Here is a 13,429-nt window from a genome sequence, read left to right as displayed (position 1 = left end):
CGATCCTTATTGGAAGACGTGCGAGATCACGGCGGGCTTGCCCGCCTTGACCTCCAGCGTCATGCGGTACGGGGGCAGATCGGCGTTGCGCAGCACCACCTGGTACTTGCCGGGTATCAGCCGCAGTTCCTTGACGGGCGGACTGATGCCCCGCGCCACGCCATTGATCCAGACCTCGCCCCAAGGGCGGATGTCCAACCGCACCAACACGGGAACCGGCTTGGGCTTGGGAGCCTCTTCGGCCACGGCGGGAGTCTCGGCCGGCGCGGCCGCGGGCGGAGTTGACGTAGTCCCAGACGCCTCGGCGGGCACCGCCGGCTGAGCCGGAGTGTCGCTCTGGGCGGGTGCGCTTCCCGCGACTGGGGGTTGAGGCGCGGTTTCCTGCGGGGTTCGAACCTCGGGCAGCGACGGCGGCACCGCAGACGCGGCTCCCGGCGCCGGTTGCGATGGCGATGGCGGCGGCAGGGGATGCACCGCTGGCGGGTTCGGCTGGACCACTTCGGACCGGGTAATCAGCGCATTCGGCGCACCCATTCCCGACTCGAACCAGGCGTAAACGCCCGCGCCGATCAACGCCACGATGAGCAGCAGAACCAGCAGGGGATGGCGTCCGCGCGCAGGTTGATGCGCTGCGGCGGCAGCGGCGGGCGCCGCGCGCGAAGCCGGCGCCGGAATCACCGGGTCCGGCGCCGTTTCGACCGGCGCGGCGATGCCCAGCATGCCTGCCAGGTCGGCCAGCGTCTGCGGGCGGTCGGCGGGCGCCATGGCCAGGCCGGCGTCGATCACTGCCAGGAAGTCCTGGCTGTACTTCGGCAAACCCAGGGACGCAAGCGGCTCGTAGGTATCTTCCGCCCGGCGTTCAGGCGCCGGGGCGGGCTTGCTGCCGATGACCAGCGTATGCATCACTGCGCACAGGGCGTAGATGTCGCTCCAGGGGCCGCGCGGCCATTCCATCGAATCCGTGTAGAGTTCGAACGGCGCAAAACCCGGGGTCGGCGTGCGGGTAGCGCGGCGCGAACGCGCCACGACCAGTTCAGGCACCAGATGGGCACGGGCGTTTTCGTCCATACCCACCGTATCCAGCGAAATATCGCCGCAGATTTCACCTTGGGCATGCAGCGCCATCAAGGACGGCAGCAGATCGGACAAAAGCCGCTTGATGCGGGTTTCCGGCACCCCCCCCGCCGTGCTGGCGGCGATGGCGCTCAGCGGACGCAGTGCAAGCGGCGCGGCGCCGGAAAAGGGGCCACGCGGCGTCAGGAGGCCGGCGGAAGAAGACATGATCGGGACTGCGCTGTCGCGCGACAGCTGAATTAACTATGGAATAAGGCGAATATTATCCAATCCGCACCGCAAGGACATTGCCGAAAATGTCCGAGCGCATCAGGCTGTGGCACGATAGCGTACCGATAAACCCCTCTACACCTTTGGAAGCCATGAAAATTCGCGTTCTGAGTAGTCTGCTCGGCTTATCGGCCCTGCTGGCGGGCTGCGCCGGCGTCTCATCCCAAAAGCCGGAAGCGCCTCCCACCGCGGAAGCCCTGGACCAGCTGCAGCAGGTACGCGACAAATACAGCGCCGGCCGCTACGGAGAAGTCATCCGCGGCGTCGCCACCTCCGACGCCCTGGCCACCTCCACCAAGGCCGTACGCATCGAGGCCTACAAGCTGCAGGCGTTCAGCTACTGCGTGAGCAAGTATCCGCGGCTGTGCGAAGACAGCTTCGCCCGCATTCTGGCGCTGGACCCCGCCTTCGAACTGGCGCCCAACGAAGCCGGCCATCCCGTCTGGGGGCCCGTGTTCCGGCACGCGCAGGCGCAGGTCGCAAAGTAAGCTCCCCTGCGCCAGACAAAAAAAGGCCGCTGATTCGCATCAGCGGCCTTTTTGATTCCGGGCATGCCGCGCCGGACTGCGCGCGGCATCCCTGCCGGGTGCTTCCGCTTATTCGGCGGAATCCTCGGCGCCCAGGTCGGAAGCCGGCGTTTCCGCATCCGAGCCCACCGTGACCGGCGAGTCTTCGAACGGGTTGGCCAGCTGGCGGGCTGCTTCGCGTTCCGCAGCCTCCAGCGCTTCCTTGTCCTTGCGGGCATGGTGGTAAGCCAGGCCGGTACCCGCCGGGATCAGGCGGCCGACGATGACGTTTTCCTTCAAGCCGCGCAGGTCGTCGCGCTTGCCCATGATGGCGGCTTCGGTCAGGACCCGGGTGGTTTCCTGGAACGAAGCGGCCGAGATGAACGAGTCGGTCGACAGCGAGGCCTTGGTGATACCCAGCAGCACGTTGTCGTAGCTGGCCGGACGGCGGTCTTCAGCCGTGACGCGGTCGTTCTCGTTCAACAGCTCGGAGCGCTCGACCTGCTCGCCCGGGATGAACTCGGTATCGCCGGCGTCGACGATGTTCACGCGACGCAGCATCTGGCGGACGATCACTTCAATGTGCTTGTCGTTGATCTTCACGCCCTGCAGACGGTACACGTCCTGCACTTCGTCGACGATGTAGGTCGCCAGCTTCTCGATGCCTTGCAGGCGCAGGATGTCGTGGGGATCGGCCGGGCCGTCCACGATCATTTCGCCCTTGTTCACCACTTGGCCGTCGTGCACCAGAACCTGCTTTTCCTTCGGAATCAGGAACTCGTGGCTCACGCCTTCCAGGTCGGTGATGACCAGACGCTGCTTGCCCTTGGTGTCCTTGCCGAACGAGACCGTGCCGGTGACGTCGGCGAGCATGCCGGCATCCTTCGGCGAACGGGCTTCGAACAGCTCGGCCACGCGCGGCAGACCGCCGGTAATGTCGCGGGTCTTTTGCGATTCTTGCGGAATACGCGCCAGAACTTCACCCACGGCAACCTGCTGGCCATCACGCACGGTAATCAGCGCGCCCACCGGGAACGAGATGTTCACCGAGTGATCGGTGCCGGCGATCTTGACGTCTTCGCCGTTCTCGTTGACCAGCTTGATCTGCGGACGCATGACGATCTTGCCGCCACGGGTCTTCGGCGTGATGACGACGAGCGTCGACAGGCCGGTGACTTCGTCCACCTGCTTGGCAACGGTCACGCCTTCTTCGATGTTCTCGAAGCGGACGGCGCCGCCGTATTCCGACACGATCGGACGGGTCAGCGGATCCCAGGTCGCCAGGCGCGCGCCAGCCTTCACGGCTTCGCCATCGCCCACCAGCACGGTCGCGCCGTACGGGATCTTGTGGCGTTCGCGTTCGCGGCCGTTGTCGTCGAAGATCGCCAGTTCGCCGGAGCGCGAGATCGCCACGCGTTCGCCCTTGGCGTTCGTGACGTAGCGCATCGTGCTGGCAAAACCGACGGTACCGCTGGACTTGGTTTCCACCGCGCTGGCCAGGGCCGAACGCGATGCCGCGCCACCGATGTGGAACGTACGCATCGTCAGCTGCGTGCCCGGTTCACCGATGGACTGGGCGGCGATGACGCCAACCGCTTCGCCCTGGTTGACCGGCGAGCCGCGGCCGAGGTCACGGCCGTAGCAGTGCGCGCACAGGCCATGGCGCGTTTCGCAAGTCAGCGGCGTGCGGACCTTGACTTCGTCCACGCCGATGCGGTCGATGGTGTCGACCATGTCTTCGTCCAGCAGGGTGCCGGCGACGATGGCCGTTTCCTGCGTGTCCGGGTTGACGATATCGACAGCAGCCACACGACCCAGGATGCGATCGCGCAACGGTTCGATGACTTCACCGCCTTCGACCAGGGCCTTCATGTTGTAGCCCTGCGAGGTGCCGCAATCGTCCTCGGTGATCACCAAGTCTTGCGTCACGTCGACCAGACGACGGGTCAGGTAGCCCGAGTTGGCGGTCTTCAGTGCCGTATCGGCCAGACCCTTACGCGCGCCGTGAGTCGAAATGAAGTACTGGAGTACGTTCAGGCCTTCACGGAAGTTCGCGGTAATCGGCGTTTCGATAATCGAGCCGTCCGGCTTGGCCATCAGGCCGCGCATACCGGCCAGCTGGCGGATCTGGGCGGCCGAACCGCGGGCGCCCGAGTCAGCCATCATGTAGATGGAGTTGAACGATTCCTGGCGCACTTCCTCGCCGTGACGGTTGATCACGGGCTCGGTGGCCAGTTGTTCCATCATCGCCTTGCCGACCTTGTCGCCGGCCTTGCCCCAGATGTCCACCACGTTGTTGTAGCGTTCCTGGGACGTGACCAGACCCGACGAGTACTGCTTGTCGATTTCCTTCACTTCGCGGCTGGCTTCGGCCAGGATGCCTTCCTTGGCGGTCGGGATCAGCATGTCGCCCATGGCGATGGAGATACCGCCGCGCGTGGCCAGGCGGAAGCCCGACTGCATCAGCTTGTCAGCGAAGATCACGGTGTCGCGCAGGCCGCAGCGGCGGAACGACTGGTTGATCAGGCGCGAGATTTCCTTCTTCTTCAGCGCCTTGTTCAGCACCGTGAAGGGCAGGCCCTTGGGCAGGATTTCGGACAGCAGCGCGCGGCCGACCGTCGTCTCGTGACGGCGGATCACCGGCTGCCATTCGCCGTTCTCGTCGCGCTCGTGTTCCTTCAGACGCACGGTGATGCGCGACTGCAGTTCGACTTCGCCGTTGTCGTAGGCGCGCTGCACTTCAGCGACGTCGGTGAAGAAGATGCCTTCGCCGCGGCCGTTGATGCGCTCGCGCGTCGTGTAGTACAGACCCAGCACGATGTCCTGGGACGGCACGATCGACGGTTCGCCGTTGGCCGGGAACAGCACGTTGTTGGAGGCCAGCATCAGCGTGCGCGCTTCCAGCTGGGCTTCCAGCGACAGCGGCACGTGAACGGCCATCTGGTCACCGTCGAAGTCGGCGTTGAACGCCGCGCAAACCAGCGGGTGCAGCTGGATCGCCTTGCCTTCGATCAGGACCGGCTCGAACGCCTGGATGCCCAAACGGTGCAGCGTGGGCGCACGGTTCAGCATGACCGGGTGTTCGCGGATGACTTCTTCCAGGATGTCCCAGACCACCGGTTCCTGGCTTTCCACCAGCTTCTTGGCAGCCTTGATGGTCGTGGCCAGGCCCATCATCTCCAGACGATTGAAGATGAACGGCTTGAACAGTTCCAGGGCCATCAGCTTGGGCAGGCCGCACTGATGCAGCTTGAGCTGCGGACCCACCACGATGACCGAACGGCCCGAGTAGTCGACGCGCTTGCCCAGCAGGTTCTGACGGAAACGACCGCTCTTGCCCTTGATCATGTCGGCCAGGGACTTGAGCTGGCGCTTGTTGGCGCCGGTCATGGCCTTGCCGCGGCGACCGTTGTCCAGCAGCGAGTCGACGGCTTCCTGCAGCATCCGCTTTTCGTTGCGCAGGATGATTTCCGGAGCCTTCAGCTCCAGCAGGCGCTTCAAGCGGTTGTTGCGGTTGATGACGCGGCGGTACAGGTCGTTCAGGTCGGAGGTCGCGAAGCGGCCGCCGTCCAGCGGCACCAGCGGACGCAGGTCCGGCGGCAGCACGGGCAGCACTTCCATGACCATCCACTCGGCCTTGATGCCGGACTTCTGGAAGCCTTCCAGCACCTTCAGGCGCTTGGAGATCTTCTTGATCTTGGCTTCCGAGCTGGTGGCCTTCAGTTCGCCGCGCAGCGTTTCCACTTCGCGGTCGATGTCGATGGTGCGCAGCAGTTCGCGCACGGCTTCCGCGCCCATCAGGGCACGGAAGTCGTCGCCGTACTCTTCGGTCTTGGCGAGGAAATCGTCATCCGACATGATCTGGCCGCGCTTGAGCGGCGTCATGCCGGGTTCGATCACGCACCAGGCTTCGAAGTACAGAACGCGTTCGATGTCGCGCAGGGTCATGTCGAGCACCATGCCCAGACGCGACGGCAGGCTCTTCAGGAACCAGATGTGCGCGACGGGGCTGGCCAGCTCGATGTGGCCCATGCGTTCACGGCGAACCTTGGCGACGGTGACTTCCACGCCGCACTTTTCGCAGATCACGCCGCGATGCTTCAGGCGCTTGTACTTGCCGCACAAGCACTCGTAGTCTTTGATCGGGCCAAAGATCTTGGAGCAGAACAGGCCGTCGCGCTCTGGCTTGAACGTACGGTAGTTGATGGTCTCGGGCTTGCGAACTTCGCCGTAGGACCACGAACGGATCTTCTCGGGCGAGGCGATGCCGATCTTGATGGCATCGAACTGCTCGTCTTGCGAGACTTGCTTAAAGAGGTCGAGTAGCGCTTTCATTAGTTACGCTCCAAATCCATGTCCAGGGCCAACGAGCGGATTTCCTTGACCAGCACGTTGAACGATTCCGGCATGCCGGCGTCGATGACGTGATCGCCCTTGACGATGTTTTCGTATACCTTGGTACGGCCGGTGATGTCGTCGGACTTCACCGTCAGCATTTCCTGCAGGGTGTAGGCGGCGCCGTATGCTTCCAGCGCCCACACTTCCATTTCCCCGAAACGCTGACCGCCGAACTGCGCCTTGCCGCCCAGAGGCTGCTGGGTAACCAGCGAGTACGGGCCGGTCGAACGCGCGTGCATCTTGTCGTCGACCAGGTGGTGCAGCTTCAGGTAGTGCATGTAGCCGACCGTGACCGGACGCTCGAACTGCTCGCCGGTGCGGCCGTCGTACAGCCACGCCTGCGTGCGCGAAGGCGTCAGCGCCATGCGCTTGGCGACTTCGTCCGGATAGGCCAGTTCCAGCATCGTGGTGATTTCCTCTTCGGTCGCGCCGTCGAAGACGGGCGTCGCGAACGGCACGCCGTTCTTGAGGTTCTGCGCCATTTCCATGACTTCTTCGTCGGTCAGCTCGTCGATGCGCGCACCGGTGCCGGTCGTGTTGTAGACCTTGTCCAGGTAGGCGCGGACGTTCTTGACCTGCGCAGTGCGCTCGTCGCGCAGCATGTCGGCGATGCGGTGGCCCACGCCCTTGGCAGCCCAGCCCAAGTGCACTTCCAGCACCTGGCCGACGTTCATCCGCGAGGGCACGCCCAGCGGGTTCAGAACGATGTCGGCCGGCGTGCCGTCAGCCATGTGCGGCATGTCTTCCACCGGGGTGATGCGCGAAACCACGCCCTTGTTGCCGTGACGGCCTGCCATCTTGTCGCCAGGCTGCAGACGACGCTTCACGGCCAGATAGACCTTGATCATCTTCAGCACGCCCGGGGGCAGCTCGTCGCCTTGCGTCAGCTTCTTGCGCTTTTCTTCGAAAGCCAGGTCGAACTGGTGGCGCTTCTGCTCCAGCGATTCCTTGGCCTGCTCCAGTACGACGGCGTGCGGCTCGTCGGCCAGGCGGATGTCGAACCACTGCCAGCGGTCCAGATCAGCCAGGTATGCCTTGGTGATCGTGGCGCCCTTGGCCAGCTTGCGCGGGCCGCCGTTGACGGTCTTGTTGACCAGCATCTTTTCGATACGGTCGAACTGGTCGTTTTCAACGATGCGCAGCTGGTCGTTCAGGTCCTGGCGATAGCGGCGCAGTTCATCGTCGATGATGGACTGGGCGCGCTTGTCGCGCACGATGCCTTCGCGCGTGAACACTTGCACGTCGATCACGGTGCCGGTCATGCCCGAGGGCACGCGCAGCGAGGTGTCCTTAACGTCGGACGCCTTTTCACCGAAGATGGCGCGCAGCAGCTTTTCTTCCGGCGTCAGCTGGGTTTCGCCCTTGGGCGTGACCTTGCCGACCAGCACGTCGTCGGCGCTGACTTCGGCGCCGATGTACGTGATGCCCGAATCGTCCAGACGGTTCAGTTGCGTCTCGGCCAGGTTGCTGATGTCGCGCGTGATTTCTTCCGGACCCAGCTTGGTGTCGCGGGCGACGACCGTCAGTTCCTCGATGTGGACCGAGGTGTAGCGGTCATCGGCAACAACCTTTTCGGAGATCAGGATCGAGTCTTCGAAGTTGTAGCCGTTCCAGGGCATGAACGCGATCAGCATGTTCTGACCCAGGGCAAGTTCGCCCAGGTCGGTCGATGCGCCGTCAGCCAGCACGTCGCCCTTGGCGACCTTGTCGCCACGCTTGACGATGGGACGCTGGTTGATGTTCGTGTTCTGGTTGGAACGGGTGTACTTGATCAGGTTGTAGATGTCGACGCCGACTTCGCCAGCGACGTTTTCTTCATCGTTCACGCGGATCACGACACGCTCGGCATCGACGTGGTCGACCAGGCCGCCACGCAGGGCTTGCACGGTCGTACCCGAGTCAACGGCCACGGTGCGCTCGATGCCCGTACCCACGACCGGCTTTTCCGGACGCAGGCAAGGCACGGCCTGACGTTGCATGTTGGCGCCCATCAGCGCGCGGTTCGCGTCGTCGTGCTCCAGGAACGGAATCAGCGAGGCGGCGACCGACACGATCTGCGACGGGGCAACGTCCATGTAGTGCACGTTGGCCGGGGCGGTCAGCATGGTTTCGCCGGCTTCGCGGCAAGCCACCAGGTCGTCCACGAAGCGGCCTTCCTCGTCCAGCGCGGCGTTGGCCTGCGCAATGACGTAGTGGCTTTCTTCGATGGCCGACAGGTAGTCGATCTGCTCGCTGACCTTGCCGTCGATGATCTTGCGGTAAGGCGTTTCCAGGAAGCCGTACTCGTTCAGGCGAGCGTACAGCGCCATGGAGTTGATCAGGCCGATGTTCGGGCCTTCCGGCGTTTCGATCGGGCAGACGCGGCCGTAGTGGGTCGGGTGCACGTCGCGGACTTCGAAGCCGGCGCGCTCGCGGGTCAGACCGCCCGGGCCCAGTGCGGAAACGCGGCGCTTGTGCGTGATTTCCGACAGGGGGTTGGTCTGGTCCATGAACTGCGACAGCTGGCTCGAACCGAAGAACTCCTTGATGGCAGCCGAGATCGGCTTGGAGTTGATCAGGTCGTGCGGCATCAGGTTTTCCGTCTCGGCCTGGCCCAGACGTTCCTTGACGGCGCGCTCGACGCGCACCAGGCCGGCGCGGAACTGGTTCTCGGCCAGTTCGCCGACGCAACGCACGCGACGGTTGCCCAGGTGATCGATGTCGTCGATCTGGCCACGGCCGTTACGCAACTCGACCAGCACCTTGATGGTTTCAAGGATGTCTTCGTTGGTCAGCGTCATCGGACCGGTGATGTCTTCACCACGGCCCAGACGGCTGTTGACCTTCATGCGGCCGACGCGCGACAGATCGTAGGTTTCTTCGCTGTAGAACAGACGCTGGAACAGCGCTTCCACCGCTTCTTCGGTGGGCGGTTCGCCAGGACGCATCATGCGGTAGATGGCAACGCGCGCGGCCATCTGGTCGGCGGTTTCATCGGTGCGCAGCGTTTGCGAGATGTACGGGCCGCGGTCCAGGTCGTTCGTGTAGAGGGCCTGGATGTCGTGCACGTTGGCGGCGCGCAGGGCGCCCAGCACGCTTTCCGTGATTTCGTCGTTGGCGTTGGCGATGACTTCACCGGTGTCCGGGTCGACGATGTTCTTGGCCAGCACGCGGCCATACAGGAAGTCTTCCGGCACGGAGATGCGCTGGATGCCGCCGGCAGCCAGGTCGCGCAGATGCTTGGCGTTGATGCGCTTGTCTTTTTCGACGATGACCTTGCCGCTACGGTCGCTGATGTCGAAACGGGCCATTTCGCCCTTCCAACGCTCAGGAACGAATTCCATCATCGCGCCTTCGCTCTTCAATTCGAAGTTGTCGAAGTCGAAGAAGTTGGCCAGGATCGATTCCGGCGTCATGCCGATGGCCTTGCACAGGATCGTGACGGGCATCTTGCGGCGACGGTCGACGCGGAAGAACAGGACGTCCTTCGGATCGAATTCGAAGTCCAGCCACGAGCCGCGGTAAGGAATCACGCGGGCCGAGAACAAGAGCTTGCCGGAGCTGTGGGTCTTGCCGCGGTCGTGCTCGAAGAACACGCCAGGCGAGCGGTGCAGCTGCGAAACGATGACACGCTCGGTGCCGTTGATGACGAAGGAACCCGTGCCCGTCATGAGCGGAATTTCGCCCATGTAGACTTCCTGTTCCTTCACTTCCTTCACGGTGGGCTTGCTGACTTCGCGGTCAAGCAGCACCAGGCGGACCTTGGCTCGCAGGGGCGAGGCATAGGTCAGGCCACGTTGCTGACATTCCTTGACATCGAACACCGGTTCGCCGAGCACATAGCTCACGAACTCCAAGCGCGCCATACCGTTGTGACTAACGATCGGGAAAATCGACGAGAACGCCGCCTGCAAACCGTCGGCTACGCGATCGGACGGGGCGGTATCCGCCTGCAGGAAAGTTAGGTAGGATTGAAGCTGTGTCGCCAACAGGAAAGGAACGTTTTGAACGTCTTCACGCTTGGCGAAGCTTTTGCGGATGCGCTTTTTTTCGGTGTACGAGTAAGGCATGAGCACTCCGACTCGAGGTTGCATGGGCCGTCAACCACGGCCCCAGGTGATACGACTCCAGGAAACCCCCCTGTAAAGGGCATACCCCCAGTAGGGGTTTCCTGGAAACGCAAAAGCCCGGGGACTGCAAACTGCGCTGTCCCCGGGCAAATTGACGCAGGTCTTACTTGACTTCGACCTTGGCGCCAGCTTCTTCCAGCTTCTTCTTGGCGGCTTCGGCGTCAGCCTTGGCCACAGCTTCCTTGACGGGCTTCGGAGCGCCGTCGACCAGGTCCTTGGCTTCCTTCAGACCCAGACCGGTCAGCTCGCGCACGGCCTTGATGACGCTAACCTTGTTGGCGCCGGCGTCGGTCAGGACGACGGTGAACTCGGTTTGCTCTTCAGCGGCGGCGGCAGCGCCACCAGCAGCGGGAGCAGCGACAGCGACAGCGGCGGCAGCAGCCGACACGCCGAACTTCTCTTCCATTTCCTTGATCAGCTCGGACAGCTCGAGCACGGTCATGCCAGCGATGGCGTCAAGGATTTCAGCTTTGTTAAGTGCCATTTTTCAGAACTCCAAATATTTTGGTAATGCCAGGGTTTGGGTGTCGCTCGGTCGTTCAGCGAATTCCGGACAGCAGGGCGATTAAGCCGCTGCCTTCTGGTCGCGCACGGCGGCGAGGCCACGGGCGAACTTGGTCGGAACTTCGTTGAGCGTACGCACGAATTGCGCGATGGGGGCTTGCATGGTGCCCAGCAGCTTCGACAGCAACTCTTCGCGCGAGGGCATGGTGGCCAGGGCCTTCACGCCTTCTTGGTTCAACAGGCTGTTGGGCAGCGAGCCCGCCTTGATGACCAGCTTGTCGTTGCTTTTCGCGAAACCTGCGAGGACCTTGGCCGCCGCGACCGGATCAGCGCTGATGCCATAGATCAGCGGACCGGTCAGTTGCTCAGCCAACGGCTCGAAAGCCGTGCCGGCAACAGCACGACGGGCCAGCGAGTTCTTCAGAACACGCAGATACACGCCCGATTCACGCGCAGTTTTGCGCAGTACGGTGACAGAGGCGACGTCCAGACCACGGTACTCAGCGATAACAATCGATTGGGCCTTGGCGACTTCCGCCGAGACTTCCTCGATCACCACCGCTTTCTCTTGACGATTGAGACTCACGGTTTGAACACTCCATCAAAAGACGCCTGGGGCCTGAGCCTTGCGCGTCAACCGAATGCGGCGCCTGGTCGAGTTCTTCGTGTAAAGAAATCTTCCTGGGGACGCCGTCTACGCTGGATCCGAACCTTACGGGCTTCGGTATTAAGCGGAGGGGTCCGGTACTGCTTGAACCACCCTGCTCCAGCGGTCTTTGACAGCAACATCCGGAGGAATCCGGATGCAGCCCAAAGTACGTTTACAGCTATCGGCTTAGTTGGCCGACAGCGAGGCAATTTCCACGCGCGCACCGCCGCCCATCGTGGACGAAACGGCCAGCTTGCGCAGGTAAATGCCCTTGGCAGCTGCGGGACGAGCCTTTTGCAGGGCGTCGACCAGAGCGGCCAGGTTGGTTTGCAGCTGTTCCACGCCGAACGACGCGCGGCCGATCGTTGCGTGGATGATGCCAGCCTTGTCGGTGCGGTACTGAACCTGACCGGCCTTGGCGTTCTTGACAGCGGTAGCGACGTCCGGGGTCACGGTGCCGACCTTCGGGTTCGGCATCAGGCCACGGGGGCCCAGGATCTGACCCAGGGCACCCACGACACGCATCGTGTCGGGCGAGGCGATGACCACGTCGAAGTCCATTTGACCGGCCTTGATCTGGTCAGCCAGGTCGTCCAGACCGACGATGTCGGCGCCAGCGGCCTTGGCGGCTTCAGCCTTGTCGCCTTGGGCGAACACGGCCACGCGAACCGACTTGCCGGTGCCGGCGGGCAGAACGACCGAGCCGCGAACCAGTTGGTCCGACTTCTTCGGGTCGATGCCGAGCTGCACGGCCACGTCAATGGATTCATTGAACTTGGCGACGGCGGTTTCCTTGACCAGGGTCAGGGCTTCAGCGACCGGATACAGCTTGGTGCGGTCGATCTTCTGCGCAATGGCGGCGGCGCGCTTGGACAGTTTTGCCATGATTAGATCCCCTCAACCGTGATGCCCATGCTGCGGGCGCTGCCAGCGATCGTACGCACGGCGGCGTCCAGATCAGCGGCGGTCAGATCGGGGCCCTTGGCCTTGGCGATCTCTTCAGCTTGAGCGCGGGTCAGCGTGCCGACCTTGTCGGTATGCGGCTTGGACGAACCCTTTTGCACGCCGGCGGCCTTCTTGATGAGGACCGTCGCGGGCGGGGTCTTCATGATGAAGGTGAAGCTCTTGTCGGCGAAGGCGGTGATCACCACCGGAATCGGCAGACCAGGCTCCATGCCTTGAGTCTTGGCGTTGAACGCCTTGCAGAATTCCATGATGTTCAGGCCACGCTGACCCAGGGCCGGGCCAATCGGGGGGGAGGGGTTAGCCTTACCAGCCGGCACTTGCAGCTTGATAAAGCCGACGATCTTCTTCGCCATGCTTTGCTCCTTGCGGGTTATATCGCTCCTGGGCGTTCAGGCCTGGGAGCTCCCCGGGGGTTGAAATTAGGTCTTTTCGACCTGACTGAAATCGAGTTCGACGGGCGTGGCGCGACCAAAAATGGTGACAGACACGCGCACCTTGCTCTTTTCGTAATTGACTTCTTCGACGTTGCCGTTGAAGTCTGCAAACGGACCTTCCTTGACCCGAACCATCTCGCCCACTTCGAACAGGATCTTGGGACGGGGTTTCTCGACGCCCTCTTCCATCTGGGAGAGGATCTTCTCGACTTCCTTTTCGGAAATCGGGGTCGGACGGTTGCCCGAGCCACCCAAAAACCCGGTGACGCGGTTGGTGTTCTTGACCAGGTGCCACGTTTCGTCGGTCAGGTCCATTTCAACCAGGACATAACCGGGGAAAATGCGGCGCTCGGTGATCGACTTCTGGCCACCCTTGACCTCGACGACTTCCTCGGAGGGCACAAGAATGCGGCCAAAAGACGTTTGCAGGCCCGCGCGCTCGATGCGCTCGTTCAGGGCCTTGTGTACGCTTTTTTCCATGCCGGAGTACACATGGACGACATACCAACGCTTACTCAT

General features: G+C 63.0%; 9 protein-coding genes. 1 reads left to right on the top strand and 8 read right to left on the bottom strand.

All coding sequences use genetic code 11. The annotated features are described in order from the left end of the window. Positions 1-6 precede the first annotated feature (6 nt). Positions 7-1,281 (bottom strand): serine/threonine-protein kinase, encoded by a 1,275-nt coding sequence (locus HV793_RS07765; protein ID WP_175160073.1) that lies wholly within the window; start codon positions 1,279-1,281, stop codon positions 7-9. Positions 1,282-1,436: 155 nt separating this feature from the next. Here HV793_RS07765 and HV793_RS07760 point away from each other — a divergent pair, with 155 nt between their 5' ends. Next, the gene (locus tag HV793_RS07760) at positions 1,437-1,832 is read left to right on the top strand and encodes a TssQ family T6SS-associated lipoprotein (RefSeq protein WP_054459372.1); all 396 of its coding nucleotides are present in this window, start codon (positions 1,437-1,439) and stop codon (positions 1,830-1,832) included. Positions 1,833-1,940: 108 nt separating this feature from the next. On the opposite strand, the gene rpoC is transcribed toward HV793_RS07760, so the two are convergent. The 7 genes from rpoC to nusG all read right to left on the bottom strand — a co-directional run bounded on the left by rpoC (position 1,941) and on the right by nusG (position 13,429). Continuing rightward, positions 1,941-6,185 (bottom strand): DNA-directed RNA polymerase subunit beta', encoded by a 4,245-nt coding sequence (rpoC, locus tag HV793_RS07755; protein WP_054459370.1) that lies wholly within the window; start codon positions 6,183-6,185, stop codon positions 1,941-1,943. Next, entirely contained in the window at positions 6,185-10,297 is a 4,113-nt protein-coding gene (gene rpoB, locus HV793_RS07750) for a DNA-directed RNA polymerase subunit beta (RefSeq protein WP_054459368.1), read from the bottom strand. Before rpoB ends, rpoC begins: the two co-directional genes overlap by 1 nt. A gap of 163 nt (positions 10,298-10,460) precedes the next feature. Next, positions 10,461-10,841, bottom strand: coding sequence for a 50S ribosomal protein L7/L12 (gene rplL / locus HV793_RS07745; protein ID WP_042795892.1), 381 nt, complete (start codon positions 10,839-10,841; stop codon positions 10,461-10,463). Between the two features lie 81 nt (positions 10,842-10,922). After that, the gene (gene rplJ / locus HV793_RS07740; protein ID WP_054459366.1) at positions 10,923-11,447 is read right to left on the bottom strand and encodes a 50S ribosomal protein L10; all 525 of its coding nucleotides are present in this window, start codon (positions 11,445-11,447) and stop codon (positions 10,923-10,925) included. A gap of 249 nt (positions 11,448-11,696) precedes the next feature. Beyond that, the gene (gene rplA / locus HV793_RS07735) at positions 11,697-12,395 is read right to left on the bottom strand and encodes a 50S ribosomal protein L1 (protein WP_054459364.1); all 699 of its coding nucleotides are present in this window, start codon (positions 12,393-12,395) and stop codon (positions 11,697-11,699) included. A gap of 2 nt (positions 12,396-12,397) precedes the next feature. After that, positions 12,398-12,829 carry a 50S ribosomal protein L11 gene (rplK, locus tag HV793_RS07730; RefSeq protein ID WP_006389587.1) on the bottom strand — a complete coding sequence of 144 codons (432 nt, stop codon included), beginning with the start codon at positions 12,827-12,829 and terminating at the stop codon, positions 12,398-12,400. 66 nt (positions 12,830-12,895) lie between these two features. Further along, a complete protein-coding gene (gene nusG, locus HV793_RS07725; protein ID WP_006389586.1) occupies positions 12,896-13,429 on the bottom strand; it encodes a transcription termination/antitermination protein NusG in 534 nt (177 codons plus the stop codon).

Source organism: Achromobacter aegrifaciens, assembly GCF_902859965.1.
In the GTDB taxonomy this organism is placed as follows: domain Bacteria; phylum Pseudomonadota; class Gammaproteobacteria; order Burkholderiales; family Burkholderiaceae_B; genus Achromobacter; species Achromobacter aegrifaciens.
The sequence above is the reverse complement of the archived record's forward strand: the minus strand, read 5'-3'. Positions and strand labels throughout refer to the sequence as shown.

Excerpts from the sequence above, each read along its gene's own strand:
- HV793_RS07760 (WP_054459372.1), top strand. The coding sequence starts at position 1,437 with ATGAAAATTCGCGTTCTGAGTAGTCTGCTCGGCTTATCGGCCCTGCTG.
- nusG (WP_006389586.1), bottom strand. The coding sequence starts at position 13,429 with ATGAGTAAGCGTTGGTATGTCGTCCATGTGTACTCCGGCATGGAAAAA.
- HV793_RS07765 (WP_175160073.1), bottom strand. The coding sequence starts at position 1,281 with ATGTCTTCTTCCGCCGGCCTCCTGACGCCGCGTGGCCCCTTTTCCGGC.
- rpoC (WP_054459370.1), bottom strand. The coding sequence starts at position 6,185 with ATGAAAGCGCTACTCGACCTCTTTAAGCAAGTCTCGCAAGACGAGCAG.
- rpoB (WP_054459368.1), bottom strand. The coding sequence starts at position 10,297 with ATGCCTTACTCGTACACCGAAAAAAAGCGCATCCGCAAAAGCTTCGCC.
- rplA (WP_054459364.1), bottom strand. The coding sequence starts at position 12,395 with ATGGCAAAACTGTCCAAGCGCGCCGCCGCCATTGCGCAGAAGATCGAC.
- rplL (WP_042795892.1), bottom strand. The coding sequence starts at position 10,841 with ATGGCACTTAACAAAGCTGAAATCCTTGACGCCATCGCTGGCATGACC.
- rplK (WP_006389587.1), bottom strand. The coding sequence starts at position 12,829 with ATGGCGAAGAAGATCGTCGGCTTTATCAAGCTGCAAGTGCCGGCTGGT.